We start from the raw sequence: 18,015 nt of genomic DNA on the forward strand, positions 1-18,015 counted from the left end.
AAATAACATGGTTTTTCCACCTTTTGAATCGAACGTTCGTTTTTTATCTAAATTTTATGGCTATACATAGTTAATCCTAATAGCTTCAGAACTTTACTTACGTATCTTTTTTGTGTAAAATAAGCATATGCATATTTTAATTACATCAGGTGGGACGAGCGAAGCCATTGATAGTGTTCGTTCGATCACCAATCATTCCACCGGGAGCCTAGGGAAAATCCTTGCAGAAATGGCTCTTGCAAAGGGACATCAGGTGACCTTGATCACAACGCCTACCGCGCTTAAACCCGATCCTCACCCACAGCTTCGACTTCTATTGATCCAGAATGTCGAAGAACTTCTCACACAAATGAAAACGGAAGTCCCTCAACATCAGGTTTTGATTCACGCTATGGCAGTCTCAGACTACACACCTGTTTACATGACCGGCCTTGATGAAGTTGAGAAAGCTCAAGACCTTCATAGCTTTATCCATCGTGAAAATCAGGAAGCGAAAATTTCTTCCAAAGAAGAATACCAAGTACTCTTTCTAAAAAAAAATCCGAAGATTATCTCGCTCGTCAAAGAATGGAACCCTGCCATTCAACTGATCGGCTTTAAGCTATTAGTCGACGTTTCTTCTGCAGAGTTGATCCAAGTAGCGCGTGAAAGCCTCGTTAAAAATCATGCCAGCATGATCGTTGCCAACGATCTGACCAAGATTCAGAACGGTCAGCATCAAGCCTATCTAGTGACAGATGATCAGGTCCTAGAAGCTTCTACGAAAGCAGAAATCGCAGAGGCTATCCTACGTTATATCAAATAAAAAGGAACATATGACACACATTACTTTAGCGGTTACCGGTAGTATTTCCGCCTATAAAGCTGCTGATATTACTAGCCAACTAACCAAATTGGGATTTGAAGTGAAGGTCCTCATGACTCCTTCAGCCCAAAAATTTATCACCCCTTTAACCTTGCAAGTTCTTTCAAAAAATCAAGTGGGGCTTGATGTTATGATTGAAGACGATCCACAGCGGATCGAGCACATCGACATTGGGAAAGAAACTGACCTCTTTCTTGTAGCGCCGGCCAGTGCCAATACCATTGCTAAATTGGCTATGGGACTGGCAGATAATATGGTCACAAGCACAGCTCTAGCCTTGCCTCAAAGGACTAAAAAATTACTGGCCCCTGCTATGAATACAAAAATGTTAGAACATCCCGCTACCCAACGAAATCTAAAACTCTTACAAGACTATGGTTACCAGATGATCCAACCTCGTGATGCTGTTCTTGCTTGTGGGGACAAAGGTGCTGGAGCTCTAGCGCCTGTAGAAACTATTGTAGAAACTGTTAAGGAGAATTGTTTATGAGAAAATCATCTTCTATTTCACGAATTGCCATCTTTTTTGCGGTGATGATCACCATTCACTTTGTGACGTCCTTCATTCTGCAATTTGTTCCATCAGGTATTCAACCGACCTTGGTTCATATTCCTGTCGTGATCGCCTCTATCATATACGGTCCACGGATTGGAGCTATCTTAGGACTCCTCATGGGACTCTTTAGCCTTACTATGAATACCCTGGTTATAACACCCGCCAGCTATCTCTTTAGTCCCTTTGTCCCTCACGGGAATCTCTACTCCCTTATCATTGCCATAGTCCCTCGGATTCTCATCGGGGTAACCCCTTATTTTGTCTATCGTTGGATTCGCAATCGTACTGGACTTGTGATCGCTGGAATTGTCGGCTCTATGACCAATACTGTTTTCGTTCTAAGTGGGATTTATTTCTTCTTTGGAAATAGCTTCGGTGGTGGGATTCAACATTTCCTAGCCTTGATTGTATCTACCAACTCTCTCATCGAAGTCATTGCGACAGTACTCATTACCAGTGCAGTCGTTCCATCTCTTGAAAAATTAAAATAACCTTCAAAGCCAAGACCAATTTATCTTGGCTTTTTTTGATGGTGAATTAACTCTATTTTTTTGAAAAGATTTACAATTATCGCTAGAATTTTCTGAAAAAATTTGCTACAATGTAAGCGATTAAATTATAAGCAAAAAGGAGACGCTTGCATGACCTATCAAGAAAACTACCAAAAATGGCTCGACTTTGCTGAATTACCAGCTTACCTTCGTGATGAGTTGGTCGCAATGGATGAAAAAACAAAAGAAGATGCCTTCTATACCAACCTAGAATTCGGTACAGCTGGTATGCGTGGATTAATCGGTGCTGGTACCAACCGTATTAATATCTATGTTGTTCGCCAAGCAACTGAAGGGTTGGCCCAATTGATCAACTCAAAAGGTGAGGAAGCGAAGAAACGCGGAGTTGCGATCGCTTACGATAGCCGTCACTTCTCTCCTGAGTTTGCTTTTGAATCAGCTCAAGTTTTGGCTGCTCATGGGATCAAATCTTATGTATTTGAAAGCCTTCGTCCAACACCTGAATTGTCATTTGCCGTTCGTCACCTCCACACATTTGCTGGGATCATGGTAACAGCTAGCCACAACCCTGCTCCATTTAACGGATATAAGGTATACGGTGAAGACGGTGGACAAATGCCTCCAGCAGATGCTGATGCATTGACAGATTACATCCGTGCTATCGAAAATCCTTTCACTGTACAATTAGCTGACCTTGAAGAAAGCAAAGCTAACGGCTTGATTGAAGTTATCGGTGAAAACGTCGACGCTGAATACTTGAAAGAAGTGAAAGGCGTTAACATCAACCAAGACTTGATCAATGAATACGGTCGTGACATGAAGATTGTCTACACTCCACTTCATGGTACTGGTGAAATGTTGGCTCGTCGTGCTCTTGCCCAAGCTGGATTTGAAGCTGTTCAAGTTGTTGAAGCTCAAGCTGTTCCAGATGCTGACTTTTCAACTGTTAAATCTCCAAACCCTGAAAACCAAGCTGCCTTTGCTCTTGCTGAAGAACTTGGTCGCAAAGTAGACGCTGATGTATTGGTTGCAACTGACCCAGATGCTGACCGCCTTGGTGTAGAAATCCGCCAACCAGATGGTTCTTACCTCAACCTTTCTGGTAACCAAATCGGAGCGATCATTGCTAAATACATTCTTGAAGCTCACAAAACAGCTGGTACCCTTCCTGCAAATGCTGCCCTCTGTAAATCAATCGTATCAACTGAGTTGGTGACTAAGATTGCAGAAAGCTACGGCGCAACAATGTTTAACGTCTTGACTGGTTTCAAATTTATCGGTGAAAAAATCCATGAATTTGAAACACAACACAACCATACTTACATGCTTGGTTTCGAAGAAAGCTTCGGTTACCTGATCAAACCATTCGTACGTGACAAAGACGCTATCCAAGCCGTTCTTATCGTTGCTGAAATCGCAGCTTACTACCGCTCACGTGGTATGACTTTGGCAGATGGTATCGAAGAAATCTACAAACAATACGGTTACTTCGCAGAAAAAACCATCTCTGTTACCCTTTCAGGTGTGGACGGGGCTGCTGAAATCAAGAAAATTATGGATAAATTCCGTGGTAATGCTCCTAAACAATTTAACAAGACAGACATTGCTAAGACAGAAGACTTCTTGGAACAAACAGCTACTACTGCTGACGGCGTTGAAAAATTGACAACTCCTCCAAGCAACGTTCTTAAATACATCTTGGCTGATGATTCATGGTTTGCCGTTCGTCCTTCAGGTACAGAACCAAAAATCAAATTCTACATCGCTACAGTTGGTGAATCTGAAGCAGATGCTAAAGAAAAAATTGCAAATATCGAATCAGAAATCAATGCTTTTGTAGGCTAAAACACGAGGCTGGGACAAAAGTCCTAGCCTCTCAATTATCTTTGAATTGTCGAGCAAGACGCAGTGGTTGAGTGGGCTCTACTACGCTGATTTCATCAGTTTTTACAGCCCTACTCAACTGTTCGGAGGTGGGACGACGAAATCGAATTCTAACGAATTACCGATTTCTGTCCCACTCTCTCTTTCTTTCGTAGCAAATACCAGCGATTTTATAGAAAATATGGCATACTAGACTTAGAAGAAAGCGAGGTAATCTCATGGAACAATTTTTAGAAGATATTAAAGATCTTGAAGTCACAACTGTCGCGCGTGCGCAAGAAGCGATTGATCAAAAAGAAACAGCGACCTTCTTTATCGGACGCAAGACTTGTCCTTACTGCCGGAAGTTCGCTGCTAAGTTAGCAACTGTCGTAGCTGAAACAAAAGCTCATATCTATTTTATTAATAGTGAAGAACCAAGTCAGCTAGATGCATTACAAGCCTTCCGCTCAACCTACGGCATTCCAACTGTCCCAGGATTTTTACATGTCGAAGCCGGTGAAGTCAGTGTTCGTTGCGACTCATCTATGTCTGAAGAAGAAATCAAAGCATTCGCTCATTTATAAAAAAATTGAGGCTGGGACAAAAATCCTAGCCTCTCAATTATTTTTGGATTGTCGAGCAAGACGCAGTGGTTGAGTGGGCTCTACTACGCTGATTTCATCAGTTTTTACAACCCTACTCAACTGTGCGGAGGTGGGACGACGAAATCGAATTCTAACGAATTACCGATTTCTGTCCCACTCTCAATTTTCATTTTCTGAAAAAGACGTCCAAATCTTCTGCTGAGGTTTAGCAAAAGGATAATTCGAAAATTCTTCTGGTGTTAACCAAACAGTCGATTCGTTTGCTGGCTGTACTCCTTCTTTTACCAGACCATATCGGATCTGAACCTGCCATTTGCGATGCGAAAAGATATGCTGGACGATAGGATACGATCTGTCCTGCCAATCAATGGCCAAGTCATAGTCCTGTTCAAAAGATAGAATTTCTGGGTTACTCTCTGCTTCCCCCTTCCCATCCAATAGAGATAATTGGCCTAGGTTCTCAGTTAGGCTATCCACTTCGATCAAGGGGAAATGCCAGAAACCTGATAAAAGCCCCTCTCGCTCATTTTTCTCCAGCAAATAGCGTCCTTGACTATCCTTGATAATAAAGGCTGTGAGATAGACAGGTACCGGTTTCTTCTTAGGAGCCTTAATGGGATAACGATCCATAGTCCCATGTTGGTAGGCCGCGCTAAATTCCTTAACAGGACTGTCTTCCGGCCGTGGATTGACTGGGGACTCAATATCGGAGCCCAAATCCATCAAAGCCTGATTGAAATCACCAGGACGAACCGGATCGATCAAGATTTCCATCATGGCTTGAAAAATCTTGCGATTGGTCGAAATTCCGATATCGTAGTCTACCTCAAACAAACGGGCTAAAACACGCATGACATTGCCATCCACTGCTGGCTCTGGCAAGCCAAAAGCAATACTAGCGATGGCACCAGCTGTATAAGGCCCAATTCCCTTGAGTTTAGATATTTCCTCATAACTTGATGGAAACACTCCTCCGTGATTTTCCATTATCTGCTGGGCAGCTTTCTGCATATTTCGGACACGTGAGTAATACCCCAAGCCTTCCCAAACTTTTAAGAGTTTTTCTTCAGGAGCTTGAGCCAAATCAGCGACCGTCGGAAACCAATCTAAAAAACGCTCATAATAAGGAATCACCGTATCAACTCGTGTTTGCTGGAGCATAATCTCTGAGATCCAAATTTTATAAGGATCCTGGGTCTTTCTCCAGGGGAGATCCCGTTTGTGGGCATCATACCAGGCTAATAACTTTTCTCGGAAAGAGGTGATTTTTTCCCCCTCCCACATAGTAATCCCGTAATCTTTTAAATCTAACATATTCCTAGTATACCATAGAATGAGTTAGAGTTTAGAAATTCTGATTTTATAAAGAAAAAGGCTCAGGAATTTCCTGAGCCTATATATATTTCTTATTGTTCCACAGCTTGAGCTGCTGTAATCAAGGTCAATTTGTAAACGTCATCTGCATTACATCCACGAGAAAGGTCGTTGACTGGTTTATTCAACCCTTGCAAGACAGGACCTACCGCCGCAAAACCACCAAGACGTTCTGCCATCTTGTATCCAATGTTACCTGCTTCAATACCAGGGAAGATAAAGACATTGGCTTGACCTGCTACCTTGCTTCCTGGAGCCTTCAAGGCTGCAGTTGCAGGAACAAAGGCTGCGTCAAATTGCAATTCTCCGTCAATTTCAAGATCTGGACGAAGTTCATGGGCAAGCTTAGTCGCTTCGACAACCTTATCAACACTTTCACCGAAACCAGATCCTTTTGTTGAATAGCTCAACATAGCAATTTTTGGATCAATTCCAAACATCTTGGCTGTGATAGCTGAATTGATGGCAATTTCGGCTAATCCTTCAGCATCTGGATTGATGTTAATCGCACAGTCTCCAAACAAGTAACGTTCAGAACCACGAACCATGAGGAAGGCACCTGAAGTGCGTTTGACATTTGGACGAGTTTTGATAATTTGAAGAGCCGGACGAACAGTTGCGGCTGTTGAGTGAATCGCACCAGATACCATCCCATCAACGATTCCCATATGTACCAACATGACACCAAAATAGTTAACGTCGTCTTTCAAGACTTGACGCGCTTCTTCTTCTGTCATTTTGCCCTTACGACGTTCTACTAAGGAAGCTACCATTTCTTCAAAACCTGGATAAGAATGAGGATCGATAACTTCATATCCATCCAAAACCCCTTCGATTTCAAGATAAATCCGAATTTTATCCGGATTACCAAGCAAGACAGGGGTTACTTCTGTCTCGTTCACAATGCGTTTTGTCGCTTGGAGGATACGAGGCTCTTCACCTTCTGGTAATACAATACGTGCATTCTTACCAACGAGGTTGGCTTTGAGATTTTCGAAAACTTCCATGAGTTTTACTCCTTTTTATAATTAATAACTAGTTTGAAGCTGTGTTAATACAGCTTGGAAATCTGGAGGCAGTGGACTTTCTATGACCAATTCTTCCTCTAGAAATGGATGATAATAGGATAGACGATGACAATGAAGGGCCTGGCGCTCAATGCCGTCTTCTAAACTGCCGCCATAGAGATCATCTCCCAAGAGCGGAAAACCAATATGGGAAAAATGAACGCGGATCTGATGGGTTCGACCTGTGTGTAACTGAATATCCACTAGGTGAATATCACCAAAAGATTGAACAACCTGGTAGCTAGTATGAGCATACTTGCCACCTTTTGCTACCTTTCGTGTGATAATTGAATCTTCATCACGCGCAATCGGAGCAATAATCTCTCCGACAGGATCAAGCTTCCCAGATCCCTTGACCAAGGCATAATAGCGTTTTTGAATCGTTTTAGACTGCAATTGCTTATCCAAGCGGGCATGGGCATAGCCATGTTTGGCAAAAAGCATGACGCCACTAGTATCCTTGTCCAGGCGAGTGACAATGTGAACCTGCTGATTCTCGTAGCCTTGTTTCACATAGTAGCCTTTTACAAAATTTGCTAAGGTATTGGAATGAATCGCACTTGGAATTGAAGCAATCCCAAAGGGTTTGTTTAAGACCAAAAAATGATCATCTTCAAACAAAATATCCAAAGGCCGATCCATGGGTTTTAGGGTTTCGAACCCTTCTTCTGCTGGAATATCAATGACCAAGCGATCCCCAATATCCAACAAATAAATTGCATTCTCCGGACGTCCATTGACAAGGATCTGGCCACCACGAAACTTAATCTTTGCTAAGAGGCCCTTAGAAACCTCGTGCTTTTTCAGGAAGGTCTTGACCTTGACATGCTCATCGACAATGAATTCAAATCTCATTCTCTATCATCTCCGATAAAGGCATCCTTGACCCGATTCCAGAAACTGGTATGACTGGAGCTTGCCACAAAATTAATCTTATGGTTGTCAATCTGGTATTCTACCTTTGCAATATTGCGGTAAGAATAGGTTGAATTGTCAACAGAGATAATGTGGAAGCCAGGTCTTGTCGGTGTAATCTCGATCTTATCCTTTTTAGGGACAATGACAGAAGAACCCAAGGTACGATAGACACGATTGTTGAGACTGGCGATCTCAGCGATCTGTAGTGCCTCAATAGTCGGGTGAAGGACTGCTCCTCCTAAGGATTTGTTGTAAGCCGTACTTCCTGTCGGAGTCGAAACGGTAATCCCGTCTCCTCTGAAGCGCTCAAAATCCACTCCATTAATCGTGAGATCGGCAACCATGGTCCGGTCGCTTCTCTTAATCGTCGCTTCGTTCAACGCTCTCATGGTGCGGGTTTCCCCATTGTCGAAAGTAATCTTAACATTCAAAATAGGGTAAGAAACCTTGGCACCTGTATCATATTTTAAGTTCTCAACCAGCTTATCAATTTCACTGTCTAAGTAATCTGTATAAAATCCTAAGTGTCCAGTATGAACGCCAACAAATCGTACTCGATCCAACTGGTGTTCATACTTGTGAAAGGCCGATAGCAACATCCCATCGCCACCAATTGAAATCACAATATCCGGGTGCTTCTCTGTCAAAATAAAATTATTTTTCCGAAGCTTATTTCGCAACTGCTGAAAAACCTCTTCACTTTGACGCTTGCGATTGCGAATAATGGATACTTTTTTACCTGTAGTCTTCATCTGTGTCATCACTATTTCCAACGCCATCATTTAACTTACGATGAAGTGGATCAAACAGGGCTTGAGCCTCCTGAATCGCATCCCGAATTGCCCCCATCTCTTCATCCAAGAGATAGGCCAGGTTTGCTGTCGTCTCTAAGCGTTTTTTGATCTCGTCTGGAAAGTCTCCTTTATATTTATAATTGAGCGAGTGTTCAATGGTTGCCCAAAAATTCATGGACAAGGTCCGAATTTGAATCTCTGCTAAGATCGTTTCATTTCCATCAATGGTATCGACCGGATACTCAACCACGACGTGGTAACTCCGGTAGCCACTTGATTTCTTGTGGCGGATATAATCTCGCTCTTGGACCACGCGCATATCCTGCCGTTGTCTCAGAACCTCTAGGATCTCATCCACATCGTCCACAAACTGGACCATGATGCGAAGACCAGCAATATCTTGCATATCCTGAGCCAGATTTTCTTCAGAAATATTTCTTCGGATCATCTTCTCACGGATGCTCTCAATCGGTTTGACCCGTCCTGTGACAAACTCGATTGGAGAATGCTTTTGCTGCTTACGATATTGCTTACGAATCCCACGCAGTTTGATTTTTAATTCCCCAACTGCTTGGATATACGGATCTAAGAAGTTTTCCCAATCAATTGCCATCCTACCACCTTGTAATCTGAACCATTTTTGTATACAATAAACACATCTCCTATTATATCATGAATCGCTTTCAAAAAAAAGCAAAGGATGACAAAATGAACCATTTAGAAATTGAATATAAAACCTTGTTGAATAAGCAAGAATACCAGTCCCTTCTCTCCCTTTTCACAGATACACCCTTAGTTATTCAAACGAATCACTATATTGATACGCCGGATCAGCTTATTCGATCGCAAAAGATGGCTCTACGTGTCCGTACATTTAAGGATGCAGCTGAATTGACTCTTAAAGTCCCTGAAGTAGTCGGTCACTTCGAATATAATCAAGCGCTCAGCCAAGAGGAAACCGAGGCGATCCTTCAACACCAACAGTTTCCTGACGGAGAAATCAAAAACCTCTTAATCTCTAAAGAAATCCCTGTTGAGCAACTCGCTGTCTGGGGAAGCCTTACAACAGAACGCTTCGAAAAAGAAACAGCTGCAGGATTAGTGGCACTAGACCACAGTCTCTATCTAGACACTGAAGATTATGAGTTGGAAATCGAGGTCGAAACTGCTGAACAGGAAGAAAATTTCCATCAGTTCATAACAGACCATGGAATCGTCTACAAAGCAGCAAAAAATAAAATCGCCAGATTGGCTGAAAGATTGTAAAATAGCTGAAATTATCGCAAATTTTTGCTAAAATAGTGCTAAGATCAAAAATCTAAATGAGGTTGGAATCACATGTCAGATAAAAAAAATATGAAGCTCTTCTCTCTCAATTCAAATCCAGAGATTGCGCAAAAAATCGCGGATCATGCTGGGGTTCCACTTGGGAAAATTTCATCCCGTCAATTCTCAGATGGTGAAATCCAAGTCAATATTGAGGAAAGTGTTCGTGGATATGATATTTATATCATTCAATCAACCAGTTTCCCTGTCAACAATCACTTGATGGAACTCTTAATTATGGTGGATGCTTGCCAACGGGCCAGCGCAAATACTGTCAATGTGGTCATGCCTTACTTCGGTTATGCTCGCCAAGACCGGACTGCTGCTCCTCGCGAACCAATTACTGCTAAGCTTGTCGCAAACATGTTGGTCAAAGCTGGGGTGGATCGCGTCGTCACACTGGATCTCCACGCTGTTCAGGTCCAAGGTTTCTTCGATATTGCCGTGGATAACCTCTTTACCATTCCACTCTTTGCAGAACACTACATTAATAAAGGACTAACAGGTCCTGATGTCGTCGTCGTCAGTCCTAAAAATTCAGGTGTCAAACGAGCTCGTAGTTTAGCAGAATATCTTGATGCACCGATTGCCATCATTGATTACGAACAAGATGATGCAAACCGTGATTATGGCTATATTATCGGGGATGTCAAAGATAAGAAAGCGATCTTGATTGACGATATCCTCAATACCGGTAAGACATTCTCAGAAGCTGCGAAAATCGTCGAACGAGAAGGAGCTACTGAAATTTATGCTGTATCAAGCCATGGTTTATTTGTAAAAGGTGCTGTCGAGTTATTAGACCAAGCTCCGATCAAAGAAATCTTGGTAACCGATTCTGTTGCTCCAAAAGGACCAACACCAAAAAATATTAACTATCTGACAGCTAGCGAACTGATCGCTGAAGCTATTGTTCGCATTCAAGAAAGAAAACCTGTTAGTCCTCTATTTGCCTACCATAAGAAATAAGGTCTTAATGTGATATATTTTGATAATGCCGCAACAACTCCCCTTCTACCTGAAGTCATTGATAAAATGTCTGAAACTATGAAGACCACATTTGGAAATCCATCGAGCCTTCATGCTCATGGACGGATGGCTAGTAAACTTCTCCGAGAATCTCGCGAGCAGATTGCTCAGTCTCTCCATACTCTTCCAAATCGTATTTTCTTCACTTCAGGTGGATCAGAAAGTAATAATACCGTTATAAAAGGCTACTGCTTGAAACACCAAGCAGATGGCAAACACATCATTACGACCGCTTTGGAACACCATGCGGTTCTAGAACCCATCGAATATCTTGTAGAACGTTTCGGATTTGAAGTTACGATCGTCCAACCAAGAGATGGACGCATTCAGGCTAGCGATATCAAGGCTGCACTTAGACCGGATACTATTCTTGTCTCTACTATGTTTGCCAATAATGAGACAGGCGATCTTCTACCGATTAAAGAAATCGGAGAACTCTTAAAAGATCATCCAGCTGCCTTTCACGTTGATGCGGTCCAAGCAATTGGAAAGGTCCCTGTCTATCCCGAAGAGTTGGGAATTGATTTTCTCAGTGCTTCTGCCCACAAATTCCATGGACCAAAGGGCGTCGGTTTCCTTTATGCAGCCGTCCCAGATTTTGATAATCTCATCCATGGCGGGGATCAGGAAAGTAAGATGAGAGCCAGCACGGAAAATCTTATTTCTATTGTCGGGATGGCAACCGCGCTTCAGCAAGCCACACTTCATCAAGAAGAAAATTTCAACCAGGTTCAAAAACTCGGCCAAGAACTAGTCAATGGTTTAGCAGCCTACGACTACTACGTTAATGCGAATGAAGATCATCTTCCATTTGTTTGGAATCTTGGCTTTCCGGGTGTCCAAAATGATGTATTATTGATGCGACTCGATCTTGCTGGCATTTCTGTCTCTACAGGTTCTGCTTGTACCGCTGGTACAGTTCAACCCAGCCATGTCCTTGAGGCGCTCTATGGAAAAGATAGCTCACGTCTAAAAGAATCCCTTCGAATTAGTTTTTCAGAACTCAATACTGTAGAGGAGGTTCAAGATTTCCTCTCAAAACTTAAAGAAATTTTATCATAGGAGAACAATATGGCTTTTGAAACAAGTGTTTCATTGAAAGACTGCAAATATACCTATAGTCTACACCCAAATGTAAAAAAATATACCTTACGTGACAATACATTCGCTGTTACAAAAGTTGGAAATTACGAGTTAAATCGTTTGCTCGAAGCCGTTCCAAATAGCGGCGAAGGCTTCCTACTTAAAATCATTTTCAATAAAGATTTGACAGGTTTTAAGATCAATATTACAGACAAGTCTGGGCTTCGCCTGGTTAATATCTTTAAAAATCCAGAAAATGACATTATCCAACAAAAATTCTATTTCTTAATGGATAGTCTTGTCGAAAGAGAAATTTTCAACAAAACAGAGGCCTAATATGGTAACCCTAACTTATATCGATGCTTACCAAGTAGAACGAACGACTACTTATCCTGACCTTGCAGCCTGTATCCTAGCTTTTTCAGGCTGTGTAACCTTGCCTGACTCTTACTCAATCGTATCCATTGAATACAAGGGGGAAAAGCTCCCCTATACAGGACGTGTCGATGGACTTTATGCTTTTTTGAAAAAGGTAGAACAAGCTGAAAACTAAGCTGATGCTGATGGAACTCTCCATCGCCATCAGCTTTTTCTTTAGACAAAAATATTTTTTAAAAACCGCTCTAGATAGTTGATTTTTTCACAATCTTCCTATACAATAAGAGGGAAAGGTTGTGATATTGTGAAACATGATAAAAATACTCCAATTCCACGCGCAACAGCAAAACGCTTATCGCTCTACTACCGCATTTTTAAACGCTTTAACTCTGAAAAAATAGAGCGCGCCAATTCCAAGCAAATTGCTGATGCAATTGGGATTGACTCTGCTACCGTTCGCCGAGATTTTTCTTATTTTGGTGAATTAGGAAGACGGGGATTTGGTTATGACGTAAAAAAACTAATGAACTTCTTTGCCGATCTTTTAAATGACAATGCCATTACCAATGTCGCTATTGTGGGGATCGGAAATATGGGAAGTGCGCTTCTCAACTATCGCTTCCATGAACGCAATAAGATGAAAATTGTCATGGCGTTTGATCTAGACGATCATGAGCTGATCAATACCAAAAGTAAGGACGGAATTCCCATTTACGGTATTTCCACCATCAAAGAAAAGCTCAAACAAGAAGGCATTCAAACAGCCATCCTTACTGTTCCTAGCGTCAAGGCTCAAGAAGTGGCTAGTCTTTTGGTAGACGCTGGTGTCAAGGGAATTCTCAGCTTCTCACCAGTACATCTGACAGTCCCTAAAGATGTCGTCGTCCAATATGTCGACCTCACCAGTGAATTGCAAACACTCCTTTATTTCATGCGAAAAAACGAAGAATAAAGACTTATACATTAACAAGGAAAAGAGGCTGGGACAAAAGTCCTAGCCTCTCAATTATCTTTGAATTGTCGAGCAAGACGCAGTGGTTGAGTGGGCTCTACTACGCTGATTTCATCAGTTTTTACAGCCCTACTCAACTGTTCGGAGGTGGGACGACGAAATCGAATTCTAACGAATTACCGATTTCTGTCCCACTCTCTTTTTTATTCCAAATAATCGGTTTCTTCACGGTAACTATAATAGTTTTCTTCAGATACAATCAAGTGATCCAATAGGGTTAAGCCCATCACTTCACAGGCCTCTAAGACTCGATGCGTTACTTCATCATCATTTTTACTTGGAAATACGGCACCAGATGGATGATTGTGCGCCAAGATGATGGAGGTTGCCATGTGTTTTAGTGCATAATGCAGGATTTCACGTGGCTCCGCAATACTTCGATTCACGGTTCCAATAAAAATGGTCTGCTGATGAATAATTTCATTCTGCGTATTTAAATAGAGGGCAACCAGGTGCTCCTGTTTCTTATGGCCGATTTCCTGTTGAATTTTATGGGCCAATTTCTGACTGCTCATGATCTGTTCAGAACTCATCAATTCATCTTTATGAATCCTTCGTCCAAACTCAATCACAGCCTGAAGTTCGATGGCCTTCACCCGGCCAATACCTGAGATTTCCTGCAGCTCCTCTAGGGTTAATTGACTTAACTCCTTTAAACTATTAACCGAACTCAAAAGACCTTGTGCAATCTCATAAACGCTTTTTTTCTTATTGCCTGTCCGTAAGAGAATGGATAGCAATTCTTGATGACTCAGCTTATCTACCCCTTCAGATACCAAACGTTCTCTAGGAAGCAAAGATGGTTCAATAAATGATATGTCGTACATAATTTCCTCCTCACTTATTAATTCGTAATAAATAGAGAAAACGTCGACCTTGCATTATTTACAGGCGATTTCTTCCTTCAAATCATCTAACACTAAGACTTCATCTTTATTAAAGCGGATCTGGTAACCTGTTTGAACTTGTTCAAGCTCTTTTAAAAACTGTTGAATTTCACAGCGAATCAAGTACTCCTGGCTCTGAGGAATGGCCTCTAAAGCTTGGTAGACCTGCTCTACTTCGTAGATTCCTTTCGTAATTAAACCATTTCGTGGAAAATCATTTACTAAGAGATTGTAGAAATGATGTAAGAGATGATAAATTCGCTCTTTTGTCACTATTCTACCTCCTTATCATACTCTTTCTTCTCTATTATATACTGATTTTCCCTCAATATTATGACAAATTCCTTACATAATATTACCAATCTCTTACAATTTTACAAGAATTTCTCCTAGCTTCCTACATAGAAAAAGCCCTGGCATCTCTGCCTTGGGCTTTATTTTCTTAAAGTTGCATTTGATTATAAGACTTGCTGAATGAATCCAGGATGTCTTTTGGAGCCTTGTCATAGTCAACAGAGGTTTCCAAATTTCCTTTTACAATCGTACGGTAAGTCGCTGCAGCATCCTCACAGGTCACCAAGGTGATCTCATTAACGCCTTCACGATCTTGAATAACATCTACACGGTCTGGAGTCACTGTCTCAACTGACGAGATGACATAAGTATAGATTTTTTCTTTGTCCGTGATGTAGATCTTCATTCCTGCCTTGGCTTTCTCTAATGGTGAGAATAACATGGCATTTGCTCCAGTTAGGCCAAATACGTGGTGACTAGCAAGAGAATAATTGCCTTGCCCCATGACTTGGTTTTCCTTCATGGTCCCTGCTCCGTAGTAGAGGGCTACATTTTCAAGCCCCTTAAAGATCGGAAGGTTCATGTTTAATTCAGGAATCGAAATCCCCCCAATTACTGGTAGCTTTTGAGCTTGCCATTGGGCATTGATGACGGCTTCCGTCGAGAGTGACTGGACATGTTGGAAATCAAAGCTCGTCTTCACTTCTTTATTCTTATCAATGGTTTTTTTATCGACCTTGCTAACCTGATATTGGTTGGTATGCCAAACCATAATCATATTTCGGATCGGAGCATTGAAAATCAAGAGAAGCGAGAGAATAATCAAAAGTATTGCAACGATGTTGATAAGAGTATTGCGTAAACTCTTTTTCTTTTTTCTTTTGCGTGACATACTGTCCCCTTATCTATTCGTTTTCTTCCACTACTTCTTCATCTTTATCATCAGGCTGGACTGTTGTAAAGGTCACAATTTTCGCATCCTGATCCAGTCTCATAACTTTCACACCCTGAGTTGAACGACCCGTTTGAGAGATATTCCCAACATTTGTGCGAATCATGACTCCTGTATCGGTAATAATCATCAGATCTTCATCCCCTTTAACAGTTAAAAGACCAGCTAAGGGACCATTTTTCTCTGTAATATTGGCTGTCTTGATTCCTTTACCACCACGGCCTTTGGTTGGGTATTCGCTAGCCATTGTACGCTTACCATATCCTTTTTCAGTGATGATCAATACTTCATCTTGATCCGTAACGACACTAGCCCCAACAACCTTGTCTCCTTCACGGAGATTCACACCACGTACACCTGTGGCAGAACGTCCCATATTTCGGACTACAGCCTCATTAAAGCGGACAGAATAACCATACTTGGTACCGATAATAACATCAGTATTGCCATCTGTAAGGAAGACATTGATTAATTCATCCTCATCGCGCAGATTCAGCGCTTTGAGACCGTTCTGACGAATATTTGAAAATTCAGCTACATTGGTCCGCTTGACCAAACCTTTTCGCGTCGTAAAGAAGAGATAGGCTTCGTCACTGCGGTCTTGCTCCACATTGATAATGGTTTGAATCGATTCACCTTCGTCCAATTTTAGGAGATTGACGATTGGTAATCCTTTGGCTGTCCGACCATATTCTGGAATCTCATAACCTTTCAGACGATAGACACGTCCCTTATTGGTAAAGAAGAGCAAATGATCATGGGTGCTCGTAGAGACCAGTTCACGAACAAAGTCATCATCTTTGACACCAGTTCCTTGAACCCCTCGTCCACCACGTTTTTGAGCCGTAAATTCCGCTTGGTCCAGACGTTTGATGTAGCCTTTATTCGAAAGGGTGATCAAGACATCTGTTTCTTCAATCAAGTCCTCATCTTCAAGAGAAAGGACTTCTCCAACCATCAACTCAGTTCGGCGAGCATCGCCAAACTTGCGTTTGACTTCTTCCAATTCTTCCTTGATGATGGTCGCTACACGTTCTGGCTTCGCCAAAATGTCAGCCAAATCAGCAATCAAGGCAACCAAATCATCGTATTCACTTTGGATCTTGTCTCGTTCCAAACCGGTCAAACGACGAAGACGCATGTCCAAAATGGCTTGACTTTGACGTTCAGAAAGCTTGAATTTAGCCATCAATTCAGCTTGTGCTTCAGCGTCTGTCCGGCTATTGCGGATAATCCGGATCACTTCATCGATGTGATCCAAGGCAATGAGCAAACCTTCTAAGATATGTGCACGGGCTTCCGCTTTTTCTTTATCAAAGATGGTCCGTCGAGTCACCACTTCTTTCTGGTGCTCAATATAAGCACCTAAAATTTGACGAAGAGAAAGAATCTTTGGAACACCATTTTGGATCGCCAACATATTGAATCCAAAATTGGTTTGCATTTGCGTCATCTTAAAGAGGTTGTTCAAAATAACGTTAGCCGAAGCATCTCGGCGGACCTCAATCACAAAACGAACCCCTTCACGGTTAGACTCATCACGTACAGCTGTAATCCCTTCGATCCGTTTTTCTTGCACCAAGCGAACGATGTGCTCGTGAACCTTGGTTTTATTGACCATATAAGGGAACTCAGTGACAACAATCCGTTCACGGCCACTCTTGGTCACTTCAATCTCTGTACGAGAACGAAGAACGATCGAGCCTTTCCCTGTTTCATAGGCTTTGTGGATACCTGATTTCCCCATGACCAAAGCACCTGTCGGGAAATCTGGACCAGGAAGAACTTCCATAAGTTCACGGGTCGTCACCTCAGGATTATCCATCATCAGATTCACTGCGTCAATGGTTTCTCCCAGATTGTGAGGAGGAATATTTGTAGCCATCCCAACAGCAATCCCAGTAGCACCATTGACGAGAAGGTTAGGAAAACGTGCAGGTAAGACCAAAGGTTCGCGCTCACTGGCATCATAGTTATCAGCGAAATCAACTGTATTTTTGTTGATATCCCGCAACATTTCAAGAGCGATCTTACTCATACGGGCTTCTGTATACCGTTGTGCAGCGGCACCATCACCGTCCATAGAACCAAAGTTTCCATGACCGTCCACTAACATGTAGCGATAACTCCACCATTGCGCCATCCGAACCATAGCTTCATAAATAGAGGAATCTCCGTGTGGGTGGTATTTACCCATAACATCCCCTGTGATACGGGCTGACTTCTTATGCGGTTTATCTGGTGTAACACCCAATTCATTCATTCCGTACAAAATACGACGGTGAACAGGTTTCAAACCATCCCGAACATCAGGGAGGGCACGAGCAACGATAACACTCATGGCATAATCGATAAAACTCGTCTTCATTTCTGATGTTAAATTCACATCAATTAGATTCTTATCCTGCATTCAAAAAATGCCTCTCTTTACTTAATTCACCATACTATTATAACACATTTTAGCCTATTTTTCTTCTTAGGAACACAAACGTAAAAA

General features: G+C 42.0%; 20 protein-coding genes. 11 read left to right on the plus strand and 9 right to left on the minus strand.

Annotated features, from left to right (window positions below):
• Positions 1-127: 127 nt before the first annotated feature.
• The 5 genes from HMPREF2904_RS07060 to HMPREF2904_RS07080 all read left to right on the plus strand — a co-directional run bounded on the left by HMPREF2904_RS07060 (position 128) and on the right by HMPREF2904_RS07080 (position 4,383).
• Positions 128-805, plus strand: a complete 678-nt coding sequence (locus tag HMPREF2904_RS07060; RefSeq protein ID WP_070661380.1) for a phosphopantothenate--cysteine ligase — start codon at positions 128-130, stop codon at positions 803-805.
• A gap of 10 nt (positions 806-815) precedes the next feature.
• Positions 816-1,355 (plus strand): phosphopantothenoylcysteine decarboxylase, encoded by a 540-nt coding sequence (coaC, locus tag HMPREF2904_RS07065; RefSeq protein WP_070661384.1) that lies wholly within the window; start codon positions 816-818, stop codon positions 1,353-1,355.
• Positions 1,352-1,912 (plus strand): ECF transporter S component, encoded by a 561-nt coding sequence (locus tag HMPREF2904_RS07070; RefSeq protein WP_003011870.1) that lies wholly within the window; start codon positions 1,352-1,354, stop codon positions 1,910-1,912. The genes coaC and HMPREF2904_RS07070 overlap by 4 nt, the downstream gene beginning before the upstream one ends.
• 150 nt (positions 1,913-2,062) lie before the next feature.
• Positions 2,063-3,778, plus strand: a complete 1,716-nt coding sequence (locus tag HMPREF2904_RS07075; RefSeq protein ID WP_070661387.1) for a phospho-sugar mutase — start codon at positions 2,063-2,065, stop codon at positions 3,776-3,778.
• 257 nt (positions 3,779-4,035) lie between these two features.
• A complete protein-coding gene (locus tag HMPREF2904_RS07080) occupies positions 4,036-4,383 on the plus strand; it encodes a DUF6568 family protein (protein ID WP_070661389.1) in 348 nt (115 codons plus the stop codon).
• A 180-nt stretch (positions 4,384-4,563) separates the two neighbouring features.
• Here the strand turns inward: HMPREF2904_RS07080 and mutY are convergent, their stop codons facing one another.
• From mutY to HMPREF2904_RS07105, 5 genes are all read right to left on the minus strand, one after another.
• Positions 4,564-5,718 carry an A/G-specific adenine glycosylase gene (gene mutY, locus HMPREF2904_RS07085; RefSeq protein ID WP_070661391.1) on the minus strand — a complete coding sequence of 385 codons (1,155 nt, stop codon included), beginning with the start codon at positions 5,716-5,718 and terminating at the stop codon, positions 4,564-4,566.
• A gap of 92 nt (positions 5,719-5,810) precedes the next feature.
• Positions 5,811-6,785, minus strand: coding sequence for a phosphate acetyltransferase (gene pta / locus HMPREF2904_RS07090; protein WP_021153149.1), 975 nt, complete (start codon positions 6,783-6,785; stop codon positions 5,811-5,813).
• Between the two features lie 21 nt (positions 6,786-6,806).
• A complete protein-coding gene (locus HMPREF2904_RS07095) occupies positions 6,807-7,700 on the minus strand; it encodes an RluA family pseudouridine synthase (RefSeq protein WP_003007192.1) in 894 nt (297 codons plus the stop codon).
• Positions 7,697-8,515: an NAD kinase gene (locus tag HMPREF2904_RS07100; RefSeq protein WP_282189002.1), complete on the minus strand. Its 819-nt coding sequence runs from the start codon at positions 8,513-8,515 to the stop codon at positions 7,697-7,699. The genes HMPREF2904_RS07095 and HMPREF2904_RS07100 overlap by 4 nt, the downstream gene beginning before the upstream one ends.
• Positions 8,499-9,170 (minus strand): GTP diphosphokinase, encoded by a 672-nt coding sequence (locus HMPREF2904_RS07105; RefSeq protein ID WP_003003504.1) that lies wholly within the window; start codon positions 9,168-9,170, stop codon positions 8,499-8,501. Before HMPREF2904_RS07105 ends, HMPREF2904_RS07100 begins: the two co-directional genes overlap by 17 nt.
• A 95-nt stretch (positions 9,171-9,265) precedes the next feature.
• Here HMPREF2904_RS07105 and HMPREF2904_RS07110 point away from each other — a divergent pair, with 95 nt between their 5' ends.
• The 6 genes from HMPREF2904_RS07110 to HMPREF2904_RS07135 all read left to right on the plus strand — a co-directional run bounded on the left by HMPREF2904_RS07110 (position 9,266) and on the right by HMPREF2904_RS07135 (position 13,325).
• Positions 9,266-9,823 carry a CYTH domain-containing protein gene (locus HMPREF2904_RS07110; RefSeq protein ID WP_070661480.1) on the plus strand — a complete coding sequence of 186 codons (558 nt, stop codon included), beginning with the start codon at positions 9,266-9,268 and terminating at the stop codon, positions 9,821-9,823.
• Positions 9,824-9,895: 72 nt separating this feature from the next.
• Positions 9,896-10,852: a ribose-phosphate diphosphokinase gene (locus HMPREF2904_RS07115; RefSeq protein WP_070661397.1), complete on the plus strand. Its 957-nt coding sequence runs from the start codon at positions 9,896-9,898 to the stop codon at positions 10,850-10,852.
• A gap of 9 nt (positions 10,853-10,861) precedes the next feature.
• Positions 10,862-11,974, plus strand: a complete 1,113-nt coding sequence (locus HMPREF2904_RS07120) for a cysteine desulfurase family protein (protein ID WP_070661401.1) — start codon at positions 10,862-10,864, stop codon at positions 11,972-11,974.
• A 9-nt stretch (positions 11,975-11,983) separates the two neighbouring features.
• Positions 11,984-12,331, plus strand: a complete 348-nt coding sequence (locus HMPREF2904_RS07125) for a DUF1831 domain-containing protein (protein ID WP_009730974.1) — start codon at positions 11,984-11,986, stop codon at positions 12,329-12,331.
• A gap of 1 nt (position 12,332) precedes the next feature.
• On the plus strand, positions 12,333-12,548 hold the full coding sequence (locus tag HMPREF2904_RS07130) for a DUF4649 family protein (protein WP_049490891.1): 216 nt from the start codon (positions 12,333-12,335) through the stop codon (positions 12,546-12,548).
• A gap of 129 nt (positions 12,549-12,677) precedes the next feature.
• Positions 12,678-13,325: a redox-sensing transcriptional repressor Rex gene (locus HMPREF2904_RS07135; protein ID WP_049472498.1), complete on the plus strand. Its 648-nt coding sequence runs from the start codon at positions 12,678-12,680 to the stop codon at positions 13,323-13,325.
• Positions 13,326-13,528: 203 nt separating this feature from the next.
• Here HMPREF2904_RS07135 and radC read toward each other — a convergent pair whose 3' ends face one another.
• The 4 genes from radC to gyrA all read right to left on the minus strand — a co-directional run bounded on the left by radC (position 13,529) and on the right by gyrA (position 17,928).
• A complete protein-coding gene (gene radC, locus HMPREF2904_RS07140) occupies positions 13,529-14,212 on the minus strand; it encodes a RadC family protein (protein ID WP_070661404.1) in 684 nt (227 codons plus the stop codon).
• Between the two features lie 54 nt (positions 14,213-14,266).
• Positions 14,267-14,545: a hypothetical protein gene (locus HMPREF2904_RS07145; protein ID WP_049474901.1), complete on the minus strand. Its 279-nt coding sequence runs from the start codon at positions 14,543-14,545 to the stop codon at positions 14,267-14,269.
• Positions 14,546-14,714: 169 nt separating this feature from the next.
• A complete protein-coding gene (locus HMPREF2904_RS07150; protein ID WP_070661408.1) occupies positions 14,715-15,458 on the minus strand; it encodes a class A sortase in 744 nt (247 codons plus the stop codon).
• Between the two features lie 13 nt (positions 15,459-15,471).
• Positions 15,472-17,928, minus strand: coding sequence for a DNA gyrase subunit A (gene gyrA / locus HMPREF2904_RS07155; RefSeq protein ID WP_070661410.1), 2,457 nt, complete (start codon positions 17,926-17,928; stop codon positions 15,472-15,474).
• Positions 17,929-18,015 lie beyond the last annotated feature (87 nt).

The organism is Streptococcus sp. HMSC072G04 (assembly GCF_001813295.1).
Classification (GTDB): domain Bacteria; phylum Bacillota; class Bacilli; order Lactobacillales; family Streptococcaceae; genus Streptococcus.